This is a genomic window from Micromonospora sp. NPDC049240 (genome assembly GCF_040647835.1).
Classification (GTDB): Bacteria; Actinomycetota; Actinomycetes; order Mycobacteriales; family Micromonosporaceae; genus Micromonospora.
The window spans coordinates 103,539-124,105 of record NZ_JBEZCX010000015.1; the positions used below are offsets into that span (position 1 = coordinate 103,539).

Consider the following 20,567-nt stretch of genomic DNA (forward strand, 5'->3'; position numbering starts at 1 on the left):
GCGTCAACCATGACGCCGCGTATCGGGAAATTTACCGCCATCCGCGCCCGATCCCCGTGCCCAGGGTCCCATCACCGCAGCCCGGCCGCCTCCTCCGGTCCGGTCGACTCGCGCCCGCCGGAGGATCGTCCGATCGACCGCACGCCGTCCTTTCGGCCCGGACGGCCGCCGCCGAAGCACCGGTCAGCCGGCCGAACCGCCCCGCACGCGCCCGGCGGCTAACGTGTGGCCATGGCGGATCGGACGGTGCTGGTGACCGGAGGCACGGGTGGGCTCGGCGGCGCGGTCACCGCCGCGTTCCTGCGGGACGGCTGGCGGGTGGTCGTACCCGGTCGGGAGGGCGGCCCGACGACGACCGAGCCGTCCGGTCCGGTCCCCGTGGTGGCGGACCTGCTCACTCCCGAAGGGGCCGCGCGGGCGGTGACGACAGCCACCGCCGAGCCCGCGGCGCCGCTGCGCGCCGTGGTCAACCTCGTCGGCGGGTACGCCAGCGGCGGGCTGGTGCACGAGACGCCGGTCGAGGAGTTCGAGCGGATGCTGCGGATCAACCTGCGCCCCACCTACCTGGTCACCCAGGCGGCGCTGCCGCACCTGGTCGCGGCCGGCGGCGGCGCGGTGGTCTGCGTGTCGGCGCGGGCGGCGGTGGCCCCGTTCCCCGGCGCGGCCGGCTACGCCACCGCCAAGGCCGCCGTGCAGGCGTTCGCGAACGCGATCGCGGTGGAGTACCGACCGCGTGGGGTGCGCTGCAACACGGTGCTGCCCAGCGTCATCGACACCCCGGCCAACCGGGCCGCCCAGCCCGAGGCGGACCACCGGCGGTGGGTGCCGCCGGCCGAGATCGCGGCGGTGATCCGCTTCCTGGCCGGCGCGGAGTCCGCCCCGACGAGCGGCGCGAGCGTCCCGGTCTACGGGCGGGCCTGAGCCGGCACCGGGCCGTCCCGGCCGCCGCCCGACGGGCGCGGGGTGCCGTCCGGCGACGGGCCGGCGAGTGTGGACGGGTCGTCCGGCAGCCACTCGCTCAGGTGCGCCCGGATCCGGCGGGACACCTCCTCCGGCGGGCCGCTGCCGTCCACCACCACGAAGCCGGCGTACTCCGGCAGCGCCCGGTAGGCCGCGTCGGCGGCGGTGAGCCACCGCATGCTCTCGTGGTCGGTGCCGCGCCGCTCGATCCGCCGGTACGCCTCGGCCGGGTCCACGGTCAGCAGGATGGTGACCCGGGGCGGCGGGAAGATCCGGTAGCCGGCCCGGGCCAGCCGCTCCCAGCGCTGCCCACCGTGCGCCCGGATGCTGGCGTACTGGCAGACGGACCACCGGTCCATCACCGCCGTGCGGCCGGTCGCCAGGCAGCTCAGCAGCGCGAGCGCGATGGCCAGCCACCGCAGCACGGACTCGACCGCGAGCAGGCCGTCGCGCCCGACGAGGCGTTGCGCGTCCGGGCGGCCGACCCGTTGGGCGAGCCGGCCGAGCCAGCGTCGACCGCCGGCGTTGCGGTGGTAGGTGGCCCGGTGGCCGGCCGCGGTCAGCGCCTCGGCGAGCAGGTGGGCCTGGGTGGTCTTGCCCGAGCCGTCGATACCGATCAGGGCGACGGTGCGCAGTCGGGCTCCGCCGCGCCGCGTCCGCAGTGAGCTGGCCACCTCCCCGAGGTTATCCGACGGATGCTCGCAAGCGCCCTTTTGTCGTGTTCCTCCCCAGGTGGATGCGGAAGGTGTGACCGGAGCGTCCGCCGGGTAGGCAACTCAATCTCACCGCCCACGACGACGACGGGAGAGCCAGATGGCCGAGCGCGGGGACGAGACCCTGGTCCACACGCTGAAGAAGGTCGCCGCCGTGCTCAAGCAGTCCGAGATCCCGTTCGCCCTGGGCGGCAGCTTCGCCGTGTACGCCCACGGCGGCCACTCCAGCGACCACGACGTCGACTTCCTGCTCCGCGAGGCCGACGTCGACCGGGCGCTGGAGGCGCTGGTCGAGGCCGGCTTCACGGCCGAGCGCCCGCCGGAGGACTGGCTGGTCAAGGTCTACGACGAGGGCCGGATGGTGGACCTGATCCACCGGCCGATCGAGACCCCGGTGACCGAGGAGACCTTCGCCGACACCATCGTGCGGCCGGTCGACGCGATCCACATGCCGGTGCTCTCGGCCAGCCAGCTCATGGTGCACAAGCTGCTCAGCTTCTCCCAGCACTACTGCGACTTCGCCCGCGCCCTGCCGCTCGCCCGCTCGCTGCGGGAACAGATCGACTGGGACCGGGTACGCAAGGAAACGCAGCACTCGCCGTACGCGGAGGCGTTCCTGGTGCTGCTCGACCGGCTGGACGTGCTGCCCGACGGCGTGCCCGGCGGAAGGGAGACCCCGTGACCGGACAGCCCGGCGACGTGCCGCCCGACGAGTACGTCGAGGCGGAGATCCAGAACATGCTGGCGGAGGACCCGTCCGTGGCCGAGCAGGGCATCACGGTGCTGCGCCGCGAGCGCGGGCTGGTGCTCTCCGGCGAGGTGGAGAGCCCGCACCGGCGCGAGGAGATCCTGCGGCGGGTGGCCGAGCGCTTCCCGGACACGCCGGTGACCAGCGACATCGGTGTGATCCGTACGCAGGCGCCCACCCAGGTGGAGGAACTGCCGTGAGGGAGGTTCGATGGTGATCCGGATCGCCGCCGTCGGCGACGTGCACGTGGACGAGGACGTGGTGGGCCGGTTCCGTCCGGCGCTGGAGGAGCTGCCGGACTGCGCCGACGTGCTGCTGCTCGCCGGCGACCTGACCCGGCACGGCACGGAGGCCGAGGCGCGCTGCGTGGCGCGGGAGTTCGGCGATCTCGGCGTGCCGGTGATCAGCGTGCTCGGCAACCACGACCACCAGTGCGACCAGGTGCCGCAGGTGGTCAAGGTGCTCCAGGACGCCGGGATCACCGTGCTGGAGGGCACCGGCACGGTGCTGGAGTGCCCCGGGGGGCGGCTGGGCGTGGCCGGTGTGAAGGGCTTCGGCGGCGGGTTCGCCGGGCGCTGCGCCAGCGACTTCGGCGAGCCGGAGATGAAATCGTTCGTGCGGACCACCCGGGAGAGCGCCGACGCGCTGGCGGCCGCGCTGCTCGCGCTGGAGTGCGACGCGCTGGTCGCGCTCACCCACTACGCCCCCGTGCCGGACACGCTCGCCGGCGAGCCGCTGGAGATCTACCCGTTCCTCGGCTGTTACCAGCTCGGGCAGGCGATCGACTCGGCGCCCACCGCACTGGCCCTGCACGGGCACGCCCACCACGGCACCGAGCGCGGCACCACGCCGGGCGGGGTGCGGGTCCGTAACGTCGCGCACCCCGTGATCAAGCAGGCCTACAGCGTCTTCCACCTCGGGGATCAGGTCGACTGAGAGGGAGGTTTCCGGGATCGGGCCGGCGGGTATCCAGCCGCCATGGAGCTGATTCTCTGGATTCTCGCAGTCGTACTCGTGGTCGCCGGAATTCTTGCCCTCTTCCGCCGACAGATCCTCTGGGGCATCGTTCTCATCGTCGTGGGCCTGCTGGTCGGCCCGGGTGGTGTCAGCATCTTCAACACGTAACCGCCCGTCCGCAGCACCCGAGACCCGCCGGGGTCGTCGGGCCCGGCGCTCTGTCCTCCCAGACCGGAGCGTCCGGACCCGACGATCCCGGCGTTTTCCGTATCCGGCGGGGTTTGCCTCCCCCGGCCAGCGGCAATATCTCGACCATGGAGATGTCGCAACGCGCCGGCCGGCGTACCGCCGGGGCCCGGAAGTGGTGGGCCCTGCTCGGCTTCGGCGCCGCCACGTTCGCCGCCGCCGCCATCGGCGGGCTGGGCGTCCGGGGCACCTCCGCGGAGTACCAGAGCCTGGAACAGCCCGCCTGGGCACCGCCGTCGTGGCTGTTCGGCCCGGTGTGGACCGTGCTGTACGCGCTGATCGCGATCGCCGGCTGGCTGGTCTGGCGCCGGGTCGGGTTCGGCCCCGCGCTCTGGGCCTGGTGCGTCCAACTGGTGCTCAACGCGGTCTGGACGCCGCTCTTCTTCGGCGCCGGCCGCTACGGGTTGGCGTTCGCCGAGATCGTGCTGATGTGGCTGGCGATCGGCGTGACCGTGGCGTTGTTCCGGCGGGTGTCCCGGCCGGCGACGCTGCTGATGCTGCCGTACTGGGCGTGGGTCACGTTCGCCGCCGCGCTCAACTTCGCCATCTGGCGACTGAACGCCTGACCGGGGCGGGCGCGGGAGCCGACACCCCCGCGCCCACCGGGGTCAGCAGCGGGGCACGCCGGGGATGTACCCGTCGTAACCGGTGTAGACGTACGCGTCGGAGATGAACCGGCCGGAGCCGATCCGGTCCCAGATGGAGCTGGTGCCGTACGTGCCGGTGACGCTGGTGCCGCTGGTCTGGCAGTAGATCGTCACCTTGGCCCCGTCGGCCACCGTGCCCACCGCGCTGTAGCCGGTGCCCGGCCCGGAGCGGACCGTCAGGGCCGTGCCGGCGGTGTTCACCGTGCCGGCCCCGGTGTCCGCGCCGGCGCAGCCGTTGTCACTGGTGTAGGTCTTCGTGCCCCAGTAGAGGGCCTGCGCGCCGTTGAAATTGATCTTCACGGCGCTGCCGTTCGAGCGCTGCTCGTAGTGCAGGTGCGGGCCGGTGGAGCCGCCGGTGGTGCCGACGTACCCGATCACCCGGCCGTAGCCGACGGTCTGCCCGACCGAGACGTTGAACGCGTTGAGGTGCGCGTAGTAGGTCGTCCAGCCGCCGCCGTGGTTGATCCGGACGTACTTGCCGTAGCTCGTGTCACCGAGGTTCGTCACCACGTCGACGGTGCCGGGCGCGCTGGCCACCACCGGGTCGCCGAGGTCATCGGTGCGGTTGAAGTCGATCGCGTTGGCCGGGCTGTGATTGGTCCGCGTCTGGCCGGACCAGGACTGGTTGCACGGGAACGGAACCTTGAACGTCGGCGCGGCCATCGCCGGCGCCGCCGGGACCAGGGTCGCGGCCAGGACCGCCACACCCGCCGCCAGACTGAGCCACCGCTTGCGCATCCACTACCTCCTATGTTGAAAGTCTTCAATCTGATACGGACAGCGTGGCAGAAAGTTCCGTTCGACGGAAGATCCCTGGGAGCGCGCCCAGTGCCGGTGTCCGAATTTCGGGATTGTTACCGGGCCGTGTCCGGCCGGGGGTGGACCGGACGGGATGCAAGCGCTTACATGTGGGGACGACCATCGGACCGGCGCGCATTCGATTTCCCCCACGCGCCGGCAAGGAAGGAGATCGGCATGGCGTTTGCCAGATCGCGCCAGGCTCTCGCGGTCACCGGCGTGCTGGGGCTGGCGCTCGGCGTCGCCGCCTGCGGGACCGGCAACGACAAGAAGAGCGACAAGGCGGGCTCGGCGGAGTGCGCCGCATACGAGAAGTACCAGGGCCACGACGGCAAGAAGGTCTCGATCTACTCGTCGATCCGGGACATCGAGGACGAGCGCCTCCAGCAGTCCTGGAAGGAGTTCGAGGACTGCACCGGCATCGAGATCGACCACGAGGGCTCCGGCGAGTTCGAGGCCCAGCTCCCCGTCCGGGTGGACGGCGGCAACGCCCCCGACATCGCCTTCATCCCGCAGCCGGGCCTGCTCAAGCGGTTCGTCGACTCCGGCAAGCTCAAGCCGGCCAGCGCCGACACCAAGGCCATGGCCGAGCAGAACTACTCCCCCGACTGGCTGAAGTACAGCACCGTCAACGGGCAGTTCTACGGCGCCCCGCTCGGCTCCAACGTGAAGTCCTTCGTGTGGTACTCGCCGAAGACCTTCAAGGAGAAGGGCTGGTCGGTCCCGACCACCTGGCAGGAGCTGATCGAACTCAGCGACAAGATCGCGGCGAGCGGCACCAAGCCGTGGTGCGCGGGCATCGAGTCCGGTGACGCCACCGGCTGGCCGGCCACCGACTGGATCGAGGACGTCCTGCTGCGCACCGGCGGGCCCGAGGTCTACGACAAGTGGACCACCCACGGCATCCCGTTCAACGACCCGCAGATCGCCACCGCCGTCAACCAGGCGGGCACCATCCTGAAGAACGAGAAGTACGTCAACGGTGGCTTCGGCGGCGTGAAGAGCATCGCCACCACCTCGTTCCAGGAGGCCGGCGCGCCGGTTCTCACCGGCAAGTGCGCGCTGCACCGCCAGGCGTCCTTCTACGCCAACCAGTGGGCGAAGGGCACCAAGGTGGCCGAGGACGGCGACGTCTTCGCGTTCTACTTCCCGGCCATCGACCCGGCCAAGGGCAAGCCGGTGCTGGGCGGCGGCGAGTTCGTCGCGGCCTTCGCCGACCGGCCCGAGATCCAGGCGGTGCAGACCTACCTGGCCTCCGGCGAGTACGCCAACAGCCGCGCCAAGATCGGTGACTGGGTGTCCGCGAACAAGAAGCTGGACATCAACAACGTCCCGAACCCGGTCGACAAGCTCTCCGTGGGCATCCTCCAGGACCCGAAGACCGTCTTCCGTTTCGACGGCTCGGACCTGATGCCGGCCGCGGTCGGCGCCGGCACGTTCTGGAAGGGCATGGTGGCCTGGATCAACGGCAAGGACACCACCACCGTCCTGAACGACATCGAGGGCAGCTGGAAGTGATCCGCGTGGGTGGCCCGGTCCGTGTGCACGGGCCGGGCCACCCGCCCGCATCCGAACCCTTGAGGGAGGGTTGATGGAGTTCGACTTCGCGGCGGAACAGCCGAAGTTCCTCATGCTGATGTACGGGCTGATCGCTTTCGTCGCGGTGGTGGGCGGGCTGCTCCTGCTCCTCGACGTGGTGCCGACGTGGTTCGCCCGGCGCCGGGAGGCGCAACTGGTCGCGGTCGCGGCGGGCGGCGGACCGGCACCCCGGCGGCGCAAGCCGCGCGAGGGCGCCTTCGCGTTCTTCTTCCTGCTGCCGACGCTGCTGCTGCTGACCGTCGGGCTGGTGATCCCGGCCGTCCGCACCACGCTGCTCTCGTTCATGGACTCGGGCAGCACCGACTGGGTGGGGCTGGACAACTACGCCTGGATGTTCGCCGAGGACTCGATCGTCCGGGTGCTGCTCAACACCCTGGTCTGGGTGCTCCTGGTGCCGCTGCTGGCCAGCGCGTTCGGCCTGATCTACGCGGTCCTGGTGGACAAGGCCCGGTTCGAGTCGGCGGCCAAGTCGCTGATCTTCCTGCCGATGGCGATCTCGTTCGTGGGCGCCGCCATCATCTGGAAGTTCGTCTACGCCTACCGGGGCGACGGGCAGGAGCAGATCGGCCTGCTCAACCAGATCGTGGTCAGCCTGGGCGGCGAGCCGAAGCAGTGGCTGTTGGACTCGCCGCTGAACACGCTCCTGCTCATCGTGATCATGATCTGGATCCAGGCCGGCTTCGCCATGGTGGTGCTCTCCGCGGCCATCAAGGCCATCCCGGCGGACATCATCGAGGCGGCCCGGCTGGACGGGACCACCGCGTGGCAGATGTTCTGGCGGATCACCATGCCGAGCATCCGGCCGGCGCTGATCGTGGTGGTGGTGACGATCTCCATCGCCACGCTCAAGGTCTTCGACATCGTCCGGACCGCCACCAACGGCAACTACGACACCAGCGTGATCGCGAACGAGATGTACAACCAGGCGTTCCGGTACGGCGAGAACGGCCAGGGCTCGGCGCTCGCGGTCTTCCTGTTCGTCCTGGTCCTGCCGCTCGTGATCTACCAGATCCGCAACCTGCGCAAGCAGCGGGAGGGCTGAGATGACCACCGCCACGCCCACCGTCGGAGCCGGCGTCCAGGCGACCGGGCCGACCACCCGGGCCGCCCGGGTCCGCAAGCGGCTGAACAGCCGCACCGCCACGCTTGTCTCGATCGTGCTCGCGCTGCTCTGGACGGTCCCGACCTTCGGCCTGTTCGTCTCCTCGTTCCGGCCCGAGGACCAGATCAAGACCACCGGCTGGTGGACGTTCTTCCGCGACCCCCAGTTCACCTTCCAGAACTACCAGGACGTGCTGTTCAGCAGCGGATCGTCGGGGCAGCTCGCCAGCTACTTCATCAACTCGCTGGCGATCACCATCCCGTCGGTGCTGTTCCCGATCGCGTTCGCCTCGCTGGCCGCGTACGCGCTGGCCTGGATCAACTTCAGGGGTCGGGACTGGCTCTACATCGGGATCTTCGCGTTGCAGATCGTGCCGTTGCAGATGGCGCTCGTGCCGCTGCTGCGGTTCTTCTCCACCGGCGTCACCATCGCCGGGGTCCAGGTCCTCCCCGCGTGGGACCTGGTCGACGAGCAGAAGTTCGCCCAGGTGTGGTTCGCGCACACCTGCTTCGCGCTTCCGTTCGCCGTCTACCTGCTGCACAACTTCATCTCGCAGCTCCCCGGCGACCTGATGGAGGCGGCCCGGGTCGACGGCGCCACCCACCCGAAGATCTTCCGCACCATCGTGCTGCCGCTGATCACCCCGGCGCTGGCGGCGATCGGCATCTTCCAGTTCCTCTGGGTCTGGAACGACCTGCTGGTCGCGCTGATCTTCGCCGGTGGCGGCGACGAGACCGCCCCGCTGACCGTCCGGCTCGCCGAGCTGGCCGGCACCCGGGGCAACGAGTGGCAGCGGCTCACGGCCGGCGCGTTCGTGTCGATCGTCGTACCGCTGATCGTCTTCCTGTCCCTCCAGCGCTACTTCGTGCGGGGCCTGCTCGCCGGCAGCGTCAAGGGTTGATCCACCGTCCCGCCGCCGCCGGAGTGCCGGCGGCGGCGGGACACGGGTCGCAGCGGGGAGCCACGATGACCAAGATTGACGACGTCGCCCGCCTGGCCGGGGTCTCCACGGCCACCGTCTCCCGCGCGTTGCGCGGCCTGCCGACGGTCTCGGCCGCCACCCGCCGCCGGGTCCTCGCCGCCGCCGAGCAACTCCAGTACGCGGTCTCGCCCAGCGCCTCCCGGCTCGCCGGCGGGCGGACCGGCACCGTCGCTGTGGTGGTCCCCCGGATCACCAGGTGGTTCTTCGGCACCGTGGTGGAGGCGGTCGAGGACTCCCTCCAGCAGCACGGCTACGACACGCTGCTCTACAACCTCGGTGGCCGGGAACAGACCCGCCAGCGGGTGCTGCGGACGGCCAGCCTGCACAAGCGGGTGGACGCGATCATCCTGGTCGCCACGCCGCTGCGCGCGGCGGACGTGCACGCGCTCACCAAACTCGACCTGCCCGGCGTGACGATCAGCTCCGGCAGCGGAGTGCCCGGCTGGCCCTGCGTCCGGATCGACGACGTGGCCGCCGCCCGGACCGCCACCCGCCACCTGCTCGACCTCGGGCACACCCGGATCGCGCACATCTCCGGCGACCCGGACGACGAGCTGGCGTTCACCACCCACCTGGACCGGCGGCGCGGCTACCAGGAGGCGCTGCGCGTCGCCGGCCTCCGGCCCGACCCGAGCCTCGACGTCGAGTCCCAGTTCACCATCGACGGCGGCATCCACGCCACCGCCGAGCTGCTGGCCCGCGGCGAACCACCGACCGCCATCTTCGCCGCCTGCGACGAGATGGCGATGGGCGCGGTCAGCGCGCTGCGCGACGCCGGGCTGCGGGTGCCGCAGGACGTCAGCGTGATCGGCATCGACGACCACGACCTGGCCGGCGTGCTGGGGCTGAGCACCATCGCCCAACCCGCCGCCGACCAGGGGCGCCTCGCCGCCCGTATCCTGCTCGACCCGCTGGGGGCGGGCGCCGCCGACCCGTACCCCGGCCCGGTGCCGGCGCCGCGCGGGGCCGGCGGCGACGGACGGACGCCGACCTCGGTGATCCTCCCCACTCGGCTGGTCGTGCGGGACTCGACCGCGCCGCCCCGGGCACACTGAACGGACCCGTTCGTCAGGCATCCACGACAGGGAGAAGGCGCTGAACACCGACGCGACGCAGCAGGCCCCGGCCACCGGCTGGTGGACCGAGGCAGTCATCTACCAGGTCTACCCGCGCTCGTTCGCCGACTCCGACGGTGACGGCATCGGCGACCTCCCGGGCATCACCGCCCGCCTCGACCACCTCGCCGAACTGGGGGTCGACGCGGTCTGGCTGTCCCCGTTCTATCCGTCCCCGCAGGCCGACGCCGGCTACGACGTGGCCGACTACCGGGACGTCGACCCGCTCTTCGGCACGCTCGCCGACGCCGACCAGATGATCGCCGAGGCGAAGGCCCGCGGCCTGCGGGTGATCGTCGACCTGGTGCCCAACCACACCTCGTCCGCGCACCGCTGGTTCACCGCCGCGGTGGCCGCCGCGCCGGGCAGCCCGGAACGCCAGCGGTACGTCATCCGGGACGGCAAGGGGCCGGACGGCGCCGAGTCGCCGAACGACTGGGAGAGCGTGTTCGGCGGGCCGGCCTGGACCCGACTGCCCGACGGGCAGTGGTACCTCCACTTGTTCGACCCCGGCCAGCCGGACCTCAACTGGGACAACCCGGAGGTCCGCGAGGAGTTCCTCGGCGTGCTGCGCTTCTGGCTGGACCGTGGCGTCGACGGGTTCCGGGTGGACGTGGCGCACGGGCTGATCAAGCAGGCCGACCTGGCCGACTGGCAGGAGCCGCAGGAGATCCTCTCCGGCAACGAGGCGGACAAGCCCCGGCCGCCGATGTGGGACCAGGACGGCGTGCACGAGGTCTACCGGGAGTGGCGGCGGCTGCTCGACTCGTACGCCGGGGAGCGGGTCCTGGTCGCCGAGGCCTGGGTGGAGCCGGCCGAGCGGCTGGCCCGCTACGTCCGGCCGGACGAGATGCACCAGGCGTTCAACTTCGAGTACCTGATGGCCGCCTGGACCGCACCCGCCCAGTACGCGGTGATCACCCGCTCGCTGGAGGCCACCGACGCGGTCGGCGCGCCCACCACCTGGGTGCTGTCCAACCACGACGTGGTCCGGCACGCCTCCCGGCTCGGGCTGACCACCGGCGGCGGCCGGATGAACGGCATCGGCGTCGACGACCCGCAGCCGGACGTGGCGCTGGGCCTGCGCCGGGCCCGGGCGGCCAGCCTGCTGATGCTGGCGCTGCCCGGCTCGGCCTACCTCTACCAGGGCGAGGAGCTGGGGCTGCCGGAGCACACCACGCTGCCCGACGAGGCCCGGCAGGACCCGACCTGGGCGCGCAGCGGGCACACCCAGCGCGGCCGGGACGGCTGCCGGGTGCCGATCCCGTGGGAGGCCGACGCCCCGTCGTACGGCTTCGGCCCGACCGACGCGAGCTGGCTGCCCCAGCCGCCGATCTGGGCCGAGTACGCGCTGGACCGCCAGCGCGGGGTGCCCGGCTCGACGTACGAGCTGTACCGGACCGCGCTGCGCCTGCGCCGGGAGCACGGACTGGCCCGCGGCCCGATGCGCTTCCTCTCCTCCGGCGACGAGGTGCTCACGTTCACCAACGGCGACCTCACCGTGCTGACCAACTTCGGCCCCGAGCCCGCCCCGCTGCCCGCCGACGCAACGGTGCTGGCCACCAGCGCCCCCCTCACCGACGCCACGGTCCCCACCGACGTCACCGTCTGGCTGGCGTAAGGAGGGGCCCCCTGTTAACGCCTCCGGTATAGGCGGGGCCCCCTCTTGACACCCACCCGTTAAGAGGGGGCCCCTCCTTCGAGGCGGTCGGCGCGGGCGTGCAGCAGGTCGTGCACCTGCGCGATGTCGCGGGGGGACGTCCGGGCCGCCAGCCAGTACATGATCCCGGTCGGGACGAAGAAGAGCTGGAACGCGGCCAGCCCGACCGCGTAGTTCAACGGCGGCGGGAACGCCACCCGCAGCGCGGCGAACGCCACCCCGACCAGCCCGTTGCCGGCCGCCCGGCCGACGCCGTTGACCAGGTTGCCGAGGCTGTAGACCGTGCCCCGGTGCTCGGGCGGGTTGACGTCGGCGATCAGCGCGAACCAGTTGGGCGAGTTGGCCGAGGTGAGCGCCAGCGCCACCACGGCGGTGAGCAGGCTCAGCCCGATCGTCGGCTCGGTCAGCACGCTGGACAGCACCGCCGCCACCACCGCCCCGGAGCTGCCGCCGTCCGGCACGTCGATGCGCAACGGCACGAAGAACAGGACCAGGTAGAACGGCACGGCCGCGAGGACGCCCACGGCCGCGACCCGGGCCCGACCGCTCGGGGTACGCCGTTGCAGCGCGTCGCCGACCAGCCCACCCACGATGGAGAGCACGCCGCCGAGCTGGAACAGCGTGGCGAAGACGCTGCCCACCACCACCGCGGTGGCCGCCGAGTAGCCCTGCGCCTCGGCCCGCTGGCTGAACAGCACCGGCAGCCAGACCAGCGAGCCGAACGCGGCCTGCGCGGTGAGCCCCTGGAGGATCAGCCAGCGGTTGGTCCGCCGGGCCAGGATCCGGGGCAGGTCGGCGCGGCTGATCCGGTAGTCGTACTCGCCACCGGCGTCCAACGCCTCGGCCAGCTCCGGCTCGCTCTGCCCGCGCCGGATGTCGTAGGTGAACAGGTACGCCATGGTGGCGGCCAGGCCGACGCCGGTCAGCAGCAGGAACGGTCGCCGCCAGTCGGTCGCGCCGAGCAGCCCGCCGACCAGCGTGCCGGCCAGCGTGCCGACGCCCTGGGACAGGCCCCAGAAGCTCATCACCAGGCCGCGGCGGCGCGGCGAGATCAGATCGGTGACCACGGAGAAGCCCACCGAGCCGACCGCGCCCAGCCCGACCGCGGCGACGAGCTGGGCGACCAGGAACGTCGAGTAGTGCCCGGCCAGCGCGCTGCCGCCGGTGCCGGCCGCCCAGATCAGCGTGCCGACCATGAGCAGCGGCTTGCGGTTGGTGCGGTCCCCGACGTACGCCCAGCCCACCGCCGCCACGGCGCTGACCAGGAAGCTGACGGCGGTGACCAGGCCGAGCAGCCGCTGCGGCACGCCGAGCGCGCCGGAGATCGGCCCGTACAGCGGTGGCACCAGGCCGATCGCCACATTGTCCAGCGAGGCGAGCACGACGAAGACCACGACGCTGTAGAACCGGTGCGCCGCGTTCCCGCGCCGGGAGACCCTCGTGCCGCTCATGCCGGCAGCCAACCAGGCCCGCGCCCCTCGCGCAGCGCGACCCCCCGGTGCGCCCGGTGTTGAACGGGGCCCCTTCTATGCGGGAGGCGTTAACAGGGGGCCCGTCCTTACCCCCGGGCCTGGGTGTAGTGGGTGCGGATGGTGGGGACCGGCTCGGCGGTGTACTCCTCGGTGTCGCCGATGGACCAGGTGGGCGGAGCGGTGCCGCCCAGCGCCACCCAGGCAGCCTGTCGGGCCGCGCCGTCCGCGACGTACTCGCCCGGCGGCGGGACCACCACCGGGCGGCCGAAGACCTGCGGCGCGATCCGCCGGACCGCGGCGGAACGGGCGCCGCCGCCGACCAGGATGATCCGGTCCGCGCGGGCGCCCTGCGCGAGCAGCGCGTCGAGGCCGTCGGCCAGCCCGCACAGCAGCCCCTCGACGGCGGCCCGGGCCAGGTGCGCCGGGGTCGAGGTGCCGAGCGTGAGACCGTGCAGGCTGCCGGTGGCGTGCGGCCGGTCCGGGGTCCGCTCCCCTTCCAGGTACGGCACCAGCACCAGCCCGTCCGCGCCGGCCGGGGCGGACAGCGCCAGCTCGCCGAGCGTGTCCAGGTCGACACCGAGCAGCGTCGCGGCGGCGTCCAGCACCCGGGCCGCGTTCAGCGTGGCGACCAGTGGCAGGAACCGCCCGGTGGCGTCCGCGAAGCCGGCCACCGCGCCGCTCGGGTCGGCGGCCGGGGCGTCGGCGACCGCGAAGACGGTGCCGGAGGTGCCGATCGAGACGATCACGTCGCCCGGACCGGCACCGACGCCGAGGGCCGCGGCGGCGTTGTCCCCGGTGCCGGGGCCGAGCAGCGCCCGGCCGGCGACGCCGGACGGGCCGACCGCGCCGGCTGCCCCGCCGCCGGACGAGCGCGCGGCACCGGACGGGCCCGCGGCCGGACCGCCGTCGAGCGCCGTCGGGTCGAGGTGCCCCGCCGCCTCGGCCGGACCGAGCACCACCGGCACCCGAATCCGCCGGCCGAACGCCTGCTCCAGCAGGTCGAGCCGGTATTCACCGCTACGCGGTGACCAGTAGCCGGTGCCGCTGGCGTCGCCCCGGTCGGTGCGCAGCGCGTCCAGCCCGGGCGCACCGGCCAGTTTCCAGGTCAGCCAGTCGTGGGGCAGGCTGACCGCGGCCACCCGGTCGGCGTTCGCCGGCTCGTGCCGGGCCAGCCAGCGCAGCTTGGTGGCGGTGAAGCTGGCCACCGGCACCGCGCCGGTGGCGTCGGCCCAGAACCGGCGGCCGGTCTCCCCGCCGCCGGCCTCCTCGACCAGTTCCCGGGCGGCGTCGGCAGATCGGGTGTCGTTCCACAACAGCGCCGGCCGGACCACCTCGCCCGACTCGTCCAGGCAGACCATGCCGTGCTGCTGGCCGCCGACCGAGACGGCGGCCACGTCGGCCAGCCCGCCGGCCTCCGCGACCGCGGCGCGCAGCGCGTCCCACCAGGCGTACGGGTCGACCTCGGTGCCGGCCGGGTGCGGCGCGCGGCCCTGCCGGACCAGCGCGCCGGTCTCCGCGTCCCGGACCACCACCTTGCAGGACTGGGTCGACGAGTCGACCCCGGCGACGAGCGGCATGGCGGCCCGCCTCAGCGCGCGCCGAGCAGGTGCTCGACGGCGAGCTGGTTGAGCCGGACGAAGCCGAAGCCCTTCGCGCCGGCGGCCTCCGGGTCGAACTCCTCGAACGCGGTCCGGTCGGCGAGCAGCTCGGCGTAGCCCTCGCCCGGGTTCAGCGTCGGCGTGGACAGCTCGGCCACCCGGCTGGCGGCGAGCGCCTCGGCCACCTCGGGGTCGGCGCGGAACGCCTTGGCCCGCTCCTTGAGCAGCAGGTACGTGCTCATGTTCGCGGCGGCCGACGCCCACACCCCGGCGATGTCCTCGGTCCGGGAGGGCTTGTAGTCGAAGTGCCGCGGGCCGTCGTACGCGGGGCCGCCGTCCGGGCCGCCGTGCTCCAGCAGGTCGACCAGGGCGAACGCGTTGAGCAGGTCGCCGTGGCCGAAGACCAGGTCCTGGTCGTACTTGATGCCGCGCTGGCCGTTGAGGTCGATGTGGAACAGCTTGCCCTGCCAGAGCGCCTGGGCGATGCCGTGGGCGAAGTTGAGCCCGGCCATCTGCTCGTGGCCGACCTCCGGGTTGAGCCCGACCATCTCCGGGCGGGCCAGGGTGGAGATGAACGCGATCGCGTGGCCGACGGTGGGCAGCAGGATGTCGCCGCGCGGCTCGTTCGGCTTCGGCTCGATGGCGAAGCGCAGGTCGTAGCCCTGGTCGACGACGTACTGGCAGAGCAGGTCGACGGCCTCGCGGTAGCGCTCCAGCGCGGCGCCGATGTTCTTGGACAGGTCGTACTCGGCGCCTTCCCGGCCGCCCCACATGACGAACGTCTTCGCGCCCAGCTCGGCGGCGAGGTCGACGTTGCGCAGCACCTTGCGCAGCGCGTACCGGCGCACGTCGCGGTCGTTGCTGGTGAAGCCGCCGTCCTTGAACACCGGGTGGGTGAAGAGGTTGGTGGTGACCATCGGCACGACCAGGCCGGTCTCGTCGAGCGCCTTGCGGAACCGGCTCAGCCGGGCGTCCCGGGTGGCCGCGTCCGCGCCGAACGGGACCAGGTCGTCGTCGTGGAACGTGATCCCGTACGCGCCCAGCTCGGCGAGGCGGTGCACCGCCTCGACGGCGTCGAGCTCGGGGCGGGTGGCGTCGCCGAACGGGTCGCGGGCGGTCCAGCCCACCGTCCAGAGACCGAAGGAGAACTTGTCCGCGGGGGTGGGACGGGGTGCCATGGGAACCTCCGGTGGTGGTGTCGTCCGCGATTTGTTCAGCGGTTGAATTAAATGGCGGGGATGTGGCAGTGTCAAGTGGTGACCAGCGCCAGCACCGCCGGAGCGGTCCGGCAGGGCAGCCTGCGCGAGTTGAACCTCGCGGTCGTGCTCGGGCGGATCGCCGCCGCCGACCGGCCCCCGTCGCGGGCCGGGCTCGCCGCCGGGACCGGGCTGACCCGGGCCACCGTCTCCGCCGTCGTCGACGACCTGATCGCCGGGCGGCTGGTCGCCGAGGCGGAGCCGGCCCCACGGACCGGGGCGGGCCGGCCGGCGCGCGGCCTGGTGCTCGCCGTGGACGGCCCGGCCGGGTTGGGGCTGGAGGTGAACGTCGACTACCTGGCGGCCTGCGTGGTCGACCTGAGCGGCACGGTCCGGCACCACCTGGTCCGTCGCGCCGACCTGCGGCCGGTCTCCCCCGCCGACGCGCTCGACCGGCTCACCGCGCTGGCCGCCGAGGCGCGCGCCGCCGCCGTACGCGACGGGTTGACGCTGGCCGGCGCGACGCTGGCCGTGCCCGGCCTGGTGGGCGACGGCGGCCTGGTCCGGTTGGCCCCGAACCTCGGCTGGCGGGACGTGGACGTGCCGGCGCTGCTCGCCGGGCGTCCGCTCGTCGAGCCGGTCGACGGTGTCCCGCCGCTGGTGGTGGAGAACGAGGCCAACCTGGCGGCGCTGGGTGAGTTGTACGCCGGGCCGGCCGGCCCGCGCAGCTTCCTGCACATCACCGGCGAGATCGGCATCGGCGCCGGGATCGTGCTGGACGGCGCGCTCTACCGGGGCGCGCGCGGCTGGAGCGGAGAGATCGGTCACTTCCCGGTCCAGCCGCAGGGGCGGCCCTGCCGGTGCGGTGGCCAGGGCTGCCTGGAGCGGTACGCCGGTCAGGAGGCCATCCTCGCCGCCGCCGGGCTGCCCGGCGCGGAGCTGCCCGCCGACACCGCCGCCACCCGGCTCGCCGACCTGGCCGGGGCCGGGGACCGGGCCACGCTGGCCGCGCTGGCCGACGCCGGGGTGGCGCTGGGGGTGGCGGTGGCGGGCGTGGTGAACCTGCTGGACCTGGACACCGTGGTGCTCGGCGGCGGATACGCCCCACTCGCGTCGTGGTTGTGCCCGCCGGTGGTGGCGGAGATCTCCCGACGGGTGCTCACCGCCGCCTGGTCACCGGTCACGGTGCGGCCCGCCGCGCTCGGCGCCCAGTCGGCCGCGGTCGGCGGCGCCACCTCGGTGGTACGCCGCATCGTCGACCGCCCGGTCGGCTGGCTCGCCCGGGCCGCCACCGGCTGAGCAGTACCTCGCGCATTCCTCGACGGGCGTTCGTCGCTCCCGCTCGGTACGCTTGCCGTCAGGCAACCTGTCCACGAGCGAGGAGTGCACCGACAGCATGCACACGGGTCGACCGACCGAAGCGCCCGGCCAGCGGCGGTGACCGCCACACGCCGGGGCGGTGTCGCCGGGCCGGTCAGCGGCGGTGGACACGGCTGGAGGAAACGACCCCGGCGAGTGGCCGGGGTCGCGCTGCCGGCCGACGACCGGCTCGCCCGAGAGTTGCTGGACGGGCTGGCCGAGGCCGTCGTGACGGTCGACCCGGCCGGCGTGGTGACCCTGGTGAACGCCATGGCGGCGGAGCTTCTCCCCGAGCTGACGCCGGGCGTCGGCCTGGCCGGCTGCCAGGTGTCCGCGCTGGCCGAGGCGGCCCGCGACGGCGCCGACACGTTCGAGACCGAGCACCTCGGCCGGCGACTGCGCGGTCTGCGGCGCGGGCTGGCCGGGGAGCGCGGCGCCTGGTATGTGCGGGACGTCACCGAGGAGCACGCGCGCACCGACGCGCTGCTCACCGAACGCTCCCGGACCGCGTTCCTGGCCCAGGCCGGCAGCCGGCTCGGGCTCTCCCTGCACCGGGACCAGACACTGCGCGCCGCCGTCACCCTGCCGGTGCCCTACCTGGCCGACGTGGCCGTGGTGGTGCACCGACCGCCGCCGCCGGCCGAGGACGAGCCGCACTGGATCCGGTACGCGACCGGCGACGCGGGGCCGATCACCGGCGTGGCCGGCTGGCGGACCGTGGAGTCCGTCCCCGGTCTGGTCGAGGCGCTCGACGGCGACCTCACCGCGCCCAGCCCCTGGCTCGACGCCGAGCTGGCCGACCTGGCCGAGGTGCTGCCCGCCGACTTCGGCCGGCCGGGCACCGTGCTGATCAGCCCGATGCCCAGCGCCGGCGGGCCGGCCGGGGCGCTGGTCCTGGCCCGCCGCCCCGACCGGGCCGGCTTCGACCAGCGGGAGATCGCGCTGGCCCGGGAGTTCGCCGGCCGGGCCGGCGCCGCGCTGGCCGCCGCCGAGCTGTACGGCGAGCAGACCCACCTGGCCCGGGTGCTCCAGAACAGCCTGCTCCCGCCGGAGCTGCCCCGCCTGCCCGGGATGACGCTGGCCGGTGGCTACCGCGCCGCCGGGGACAGCCTGCGCATCGGCGGCGACTTCTACGACCTGTTCCCCACCGGCGACGGCGGTCTGTTCGCGCTCGGCGACGTCTGCGGCAAGGGCGTCGGCGCGGCCGTGCTGACCGGGCGGGTACGCCAGTCGTTGCAGACCCTGCGCCTGGTCGAGCAGCGCCCCCGGGAGCTGATGGAGCTGCTCAACCGCGCGCTGCTGGACGCGCCGGGCGCGGCCTCGCGGGCCCAGTTCACCACGCTCCTGCTCGGCACGCTGAGCCGGCAACCCGACGGCGGGCTGCTGGTCCGGATGGCCGGCGGCGGGCACCCGGCGCCGCTCGTGGTCCGCGCCGGCGGTGGCATCGACGCGGTCCGGGTGGGCGGCATGCCGGTCGGCGCGCTGACCGCGGCCCGGTTCGCCGAGGTCGAGGTACGCCTGGCCCCCGGTGACCTGCTGCTGGCGCACACCGACGGGGTCACCGAGGCCCGGGGCGGCCCCACCGAGCCGGCCATGTTCGGCGACGACCGGCTGCGGCAGGCGCTCGCCTCCGGGGCCGGGCTGCCACCGGCCGCGCTCGTCGACCGGGTGCTCCAACTCGTGGACGAGTGGCTCGACGGGCAGCCGCACGACGACATCGCCATGCTGGCCGTGGCCGCCGGGTGAGCCCGTCCTGCCGGATCGGGCCGGAGACGCTCGCCGCGTACCTCGACCACCTGGACCGGGCCGACCGGGTCGGCGCCGTGGCGCTCGCCCGCGACCTGGTGGCCGGCGGCTGTTCGGTGGCGGACGTCCTGGTCGACCTGGTCGCGGTGGCGCAGCGGGAGATCGGCCGGCGGTGGCTCACCGGCTCGTGGAGCGTCGCCCAGGAACATGCCGCCACCCACGTCAGTGAGCTGGTGGTGGACGCGCTCGGCGCGAGCGTCAGCGCGCCGCGCCACGGCCTCGTGGTGGTGGCCTGCGTGGAGGGCGAGTGGCACGCGCTGGCCGCCCGGATCGTCAGCGAGGTGGTCCGGGCGGCCGGCTGGCGGGTGACGTTCCTGGGGGCCAGTGTGCCGGCCCGGCATCTGGTCTCCTACCTGCACCAGACCGGCCCGGAGGCGGTGCTGCTCAGTTGCGTGCAGCCGAACCGGCTGGTGCGGGCGGCGCGGATGGTGGAGGCCAGTCGGGCCGCCGGGGTGCCGGTGCTGGCCGGCGGGCCCGGTTTCGGCCCCGAGGGCCGGTGGGCGACGGCGATCGGCGCGGCGGCGTGGGGCGCCAGCGCGCGGGACGCGGTGCGGTTGCTGGCCGGGCCGCTGCCCGCCGGCACGCACACCGGCCCGCCGCCGCCCCCGACGGACGACGCGTACGTGGCGGTGCTGCACCGCCGGCGCGAGCTGGTCCGGCTCGCGCTGGGCGCGGTGGATCCGCCGCCGGAGAGCGTCGAGGACGTCGCCTCCGGCATCGCGCACCTGGTCGACGCGCTGGTGGCGACGGTACGGGTGGACGACGACCGGCTGTTGCGGGATTTCGTCAGGTGGCAGGAGGAGGCGCTCACCGCCCGCGGTGGCCGCCGCCTGCTGGACGACGTGCTCGCCACGCTGGAGGGGGCCCTGACCGAGTATCCGCGGGTGGCCGCGCGGCTGCGGACGGCGCGGGCCGCGGTCGCGGCCGGCTGACCGGCGTGGCGCGCCCCCGCCGGCGCGGCCCGCCGCCGGTGTCGACGGAGGGCCGGGCTGCGGTGTCAGGCGGTGCGGACCGCCGAGGGGCCGTCGGGCGGGACCGGCTCGACGGGCCCGCGGGGCGCGCCCGGTCGACCGGGCGCCGGCGGCGCGCCCAGACCCACCAGCGGGTCGCCGATCCGCTCCCCGGAGGGGCGCAGCACCGGCCAGTCCTCGGCCACGGTCGCCTCGTCGCGGCGACCGACCTCGTCGAACTCCCGCATCCCGCGCAGCAGCGCCACCCGCCCCTCGGCGCTCATCCCGGCCAGGATCCGCGCCAGGCGGCGTCGCCGGTCGGCGCGCAGCTCGGCCAGGAGCCGGTTGGCCGCCGGGGTGAGGTGCAGCGAGATCTCCCGGCGGTCGTAGCGGCCCGGCTCCCGCTCCAGCATGCCGGCCGCCACCAGCCGGTCGCAGAGCCGGCTGGCGGAGGAGAGCAGCATGTCGGTCAGCGAGGCGAGCCGGCGGAGGTTGATCCCGTCGTACTGCTCGACGACCATCACCGCGCGCAACTGGGCGCTGGAGAGGCGGCTCGTGGTCCGCTCCCGGGCCGCCTCCCAGACGGAGAGCAGGGTGCCCGCCGCCTCGTCCAGGGCGGCGGACATACTCGCTTCGGGTCCCACGGGACCGGGCTCCTC

19 protein-coding genes and 1 pseudogene are annotated in these 20,567 nt (G+C 73.7%); 14 read left to right on the forward strand and 6 right to left on the reverse strand.

Going from position 1 to position 20,567, the window contains the following annotated elements; genetic code table 11:
• Positions 1-231 precede the first annotated feature (231 nt).
• The gene (locus tag AB0B02_RS23110; protein ID WP_281937470.1) at positions 232-921 is read left to right on the forward strand and encodes an SDR family NAD(P)-dependent oxidoreductase; all 690 of its coding nucleotides are present in this window, start codon (positions 232-234) and stop codon (positions 919-921) included.
• On the opposite strand, the gene AB0B02_RS23115 is transcribed toward AB0B02_RS23110, so the two are convergent.
• Complete coding sequence (locus tag AB0B02_RS23115; RefSeq protein ID WP_281937472.1) at positions 906-1,634, reverse strand: dTMP kinase; 729 nt, start codon at positions 1,632-1,634, stop codon at positions 906-908. The two genes, AB0B02_RS23110 and AB0B02_RS23115, sit on opposite strands and share 16 nt — an antisense overlap.
• Before the next feature lie 136 nt (positions 1,635-1,770).
• Between AB0B02_RS23115 and AB0B02_RS23120 the strand changes: the two are divergent.
• From AB0B02_RS23120 to AB0B02_RS23140, 5 genes and pseudogenes are all read left to right on the forward strand, one after another.
• Positions 1,771-2,355, forward strand: a pseudogene (locus tag AB0B02_RS23120) (nucleotidyltransferase); the annotation flags it as partial.
• Between the two features lie 56 nt (positions 2,356-2,411).
• Positions 2,412-2,621 (forward strand): hypothetical protein, encoded by a 210-nt coding sequence (locus AB0B02_RS23125; RefSeq protein WP_281938565.1) that lies wholly within the window; start codon positions 2,412-2,414, stop codon positions 2,619-2,621.
• Positions 2,622-2,631: 10 nt separating this feature from the next.
• Positions 2,632-3,357, forward strand: a complete 726-nt coding sequence (locus AB0B02_RS23130; RefSeq protein WP_281937476.1) for a metallophosphoesterase — start codon at positions 2,632-2,634, stop codon at positions 3,355-3,357.
• Positions 3,358-3,399: 42 nt separating this feature from the next.
• Complete coding sequence (locus tag AB0B02_RS23135; RefSeq protein WP_013288160.1) at positions 3,400-3,546, forward strand: GPGG-motif small membrane protein; 147 nt, start codon at positions 3,400-3,402, stop codon at positions 3,544-3,546.
• Between the two features lie 146 nt (positions 3,547-3,692).
• Positions 3,693-4,190: a TspO/MBR family protein gene (locus AB0B02_RS23140; protein ID WP_357303344.1), complete on the forward strand. Its 498-nt coding sequence runs from the start codon at positions 3,693-3,695 to the stop codon at positions 4,188-4,190.
• 42 nt (positions 4,191-4,232) lie between these two features.
• Here AB0B02_RS23140 and AB0B02_RS23145 read toward each other — a convergent pair whose 3' ends face one another.
• Positions 4,233-5,009, reverse strand: coding sequence for a peptidoglycan DD-metalloendopeptidase family protein (locus AB0B02_RS23145; RefSeq protein ID WP_357303347.1), 777 nt, complete (start codon positions 5,007-5,009; stop codon positions 4,233-4,235).
• A 237-nt stretch (positions 5,010-5,246) separates the two neighbouring features.
• On the opposite strand from AB0B02_RS23145, the gene AB0B02_RS23150 reads away from it, so the two are divergent.
• The 5 genes from AB0B02_RS23150 to AB0B02_RS23170 all read left to right on the forward strand — a co-directional run bounded on the left by AB0B02_RS23150 (position 5,247) and on the right by AB0B02_RS23170 (position 11,488).
• A complete protein-coding gene (locus tag AB0B02_RS23150) occupies positions 5,247-6,587 on the forward strand; it encodes an ABC transporter substrate-binding protein (protein WP_281937483.1) in 1,341 nt (446 codons plus the stop codon).
• 73 nt (positions 6,588-6,660) lie between these two features.
• On the forward strand, positions 6,661-7,710 hold the full coding sequence (locus AB0B02_RS23155; protein ID WP_281937485.1) for a sugar ABC transporter permease: 1,050 nt from the start codon (positions 6,661-6,663) through the stop codon (positions 7,708-7,710).
• A 1-nt stretch (position 7,711) separates the two neighbouring features.
• Positions 7,712-8,671: a carbohydrate ABC transporter permease gene (locus tag AB0B02_RS23160; protein WP_281937487.1), complete on the forward strand. Its 960-nt coding sequence runs from the start codon at positions 7,712-7,714 to the stop codon at positions 8,669-8,671.
• Between the two features lie 65 nt (positions 8,672-8,736).
• Positions 8,737-9,807: a LacI family DNA-binding transcriptional regulator gene (locus AB0B02_RS23165; RefSeq protein ID WP_357303354.1), complete on the forward strand. Its 1,071-nt coding sequence runs from the start codon at positions 8,737-8,739 to the stop codon at positions 9,805-9,807.
• Positions 9,808-9,847: 40 nt separating this feature from the next.
• Positions 9,848-11,488 carry an alpha-amylase family glycosyl hydrolase gene (locus AB0B02_RS23170; RefSeq protein WP_357303485.1) on the forward strand — a complete coding sequence of 547 codons (1,641 nt, stop codon included), beginning with the start codon at positions 9,848-9,850 and terminating at the stop codon, positions 11,486-11,488.
• A 59-nt stretch (positions 11,489-11,547) separates the two neighbouring features.
• Here the strand turns inward: AB0B02_RS23170 and AB0B02_RS23175 are convergent, their stop codons facing one another.
• From AB0B02_RS23175 to xylA, 3 genes are all read right to left on the reverse strand, one after another.
• Positions 11,548-12,978 carry an MFS transporter gene (locus AB0B02_RS23175; protein ID WP_357303357.1) on the reverse strand — a complete coding sequence of 477 codons (1,431 nt, stop codon included), beginning with the start codon at positions 12,976-12,978 and terminating at the stop codon, positions 11,548-11,550.
• A 107-nt stretch (positions 12,979-13,085) separates the two neighbouring features.
• A complete protein-coding gene (locus tag AB0B02_RS23180; RefSeq protein ID WP_357303360.1) occupies positions 13,086-14,576 on the reverse strand; it encodes an FGGY family carbohydrate kinase in 1,491 nt (496 codons plus the stop codon).
• An 11-nt stretch (positions 14,577-14,587) separates the two neighbouring features.
• Positions 14,588-15,775, reverse strand: a complete 1,188-nt coding sequence (xylA, locus tag AB0B02_RS23185; RefSeq protein WP_281937495.1) for a xylose isomerase — start codon at positions 15,773-15,775, stop codon at positions 14,588-14,590.
• Between the two features lie 51 nt (positions 15,776-15,826).
• Between xylA and AB0B02_RS23190 the strand changes: the two genes are divergently transcribed.
• The 3 genes from AB0B02_RS23190 (at position 15,827) to AB0B02_RS23200 (ending at position 19,890) form a co-directional block, all read left to right on the forward strand.
• A complete protein-coding gene (locus AB0B02_RS23190) occupies positions 15,827-17,092 on the forward strand; it encodes an ROK family protein (RefSeq protein WP_281937496.1) in 1,266 nt (421 codons plus the stop codon).
• A gap of 216 nt (positions 17,093-17,308) precedes the next feature.
• Complete coding sequence (locus AB0B02_RS23195) at positions 17,309-18,898, forward strand: PP2C family protein-serine/threonine phosphatase (protein WP_357303365.1); 1,590 nt, start codon at positions 17,309-17,311, stop codon at positions 18,896-18,898.
• Positions 18,895-19,890, forward strand: coding sequence for a cobalamin-dependent protein (locus AB0B02_RS23200; RefSeq protein WP_357303368.1), 996 nt, complete (start codon positions 18,895-18,897; stop codon positions 19,888-19,890). The genes AB0B02_RS23195 and AB0B02_RS23200 overlap by 4 nt, the downstream gene beginning before the upstream one ends.
• Positions 19,891-19,955: 65 nt before the next feature.
• Here AB0B02_RS23200 and AB0B02_RS23205 read toward each other — a convergent pair whose 3' ends face one another.
• Positions 19,956-20,534 (reverse strand): MarR family winged helix-turn-helix transcriptional regulator, encoded by a 579-nt coding sequence (locus tag AB0B02_RS23205; RefSeq protein WP_281937501.1) that lies wholly within the window; start codon positions 20,532-20,534, stop codon positions 19,956-19,958.
• Positions 20,535-20,567 lie beyond the last annotated feature (33 nt).

Bases quoted from the DNA above. Each gene is read 5' to 3' on its own strand.
- AB0B02_RS23110 (WP_281937470.1), top strand. From the start codon at position 232: ATGGCGGATCGGACGGTGCTGGTGACCGGAGGCACGGGTGGGCTCGGC.
- AB0B02_RS23125 (WP_281938565.1), top strand. From the start codon at position 2,412: ATGCTGGCGGAGGACCCGTCCGTGGCCGAGCAGGGCATCACGGTGCTG.
- AB0B02_RS23130 (WP_281937476.1), top strand. From the start codon at position 2,632: ATGGTGATCCGGATCGCCGCCGTCGGCGACGTGCACGTGGACGAGGAC.
- AB0B02_RS23135 (WP_013288160.1), top strand. From the start codon at position 3,400: ATGGAGCTGATTCTCTGGATTCTCGCAGTCGTACTCGTGGTCGCCGGA.
- AB0B02_RS23140 (WP_357303344.1), top strand. From the start codon at position 3,693: ATGGAGATGTCGCAACGCGCCGGCCGGCGTACCGCCGGGGCCCGGAAG.
- AB0B02_RS23145 (WP_357303347.1), bottom strand. From the start codon at position 5,009: ATGCGCAAGCGGTGGCTCAGTCTGGCGGCGGGTGTGGCGGTCCTGGCC.
- AB0B02_RS23150 (WP_281937483.1), top strand. From the start codon at position 5,247: ATGGCGTTTGCCAGATCGCGCCAGGCTCTCGCGGTCACCGGCGTGCTG.
- AB0B02_RS23155 (WP_281937485.1), top strand. From the start codon at position 6,661: ATGGAGTTCGACTTCGCGGCGGAACAGCCGAAGTTCCTCATGCTGATG.
- AB0B02_RS23160 (WP_281937487.1), top strand. From the start codon at position 7,712: ATGACCACCGCCACGCCCACCGTCGGAGCCGGCGTCCAGGCGACCGGG.
- AB0B02_RS23165 (WP_357303354.1), top strand. From the start codon at position 8,737: ATGACCAAGATTGACGACGTCGCCCGCCTGGCCGGGGTCTCCACGGCC.
- AB0B02_RS23175 (WP_357303357.1), bottom strand. From the start codon at position 12,978: ATGAGCGGCACGAGGGTCTCCCGGCGCGGGAACGCGGCGCACCGGTTC.
- AB0B02_RS23180 (WP_357303360.1), bottom strand. From the start codon at position 14,576: ATGCCGCTCGTCGCCGGGGTCGACTCGTCGACCCAGTCCTGCAAGGTG.
- xylA (WP_281937495.1), bottom strand. From the start codon at position 15,775: ATGGCACCCCGTCCCACCCCCGCGGACAAGTTCTCCTTCGGTCTCTGG.
- AB0B02_RS23190 (WP_281937496.1), top strand. From the start codon at position 15,827: ATGGCGGGGATGTGGCAGTGTCAAGTGGTGACCAGCGCCAGCACCGCC.
- AB0B02_RS23205 (WP_281937501.1), bottom strand. From the start codon at position 20,534: ATGTCCGCCGCCCTGGACGAGGCGGCGGGCACCCTGCTCTCCGTCTGG.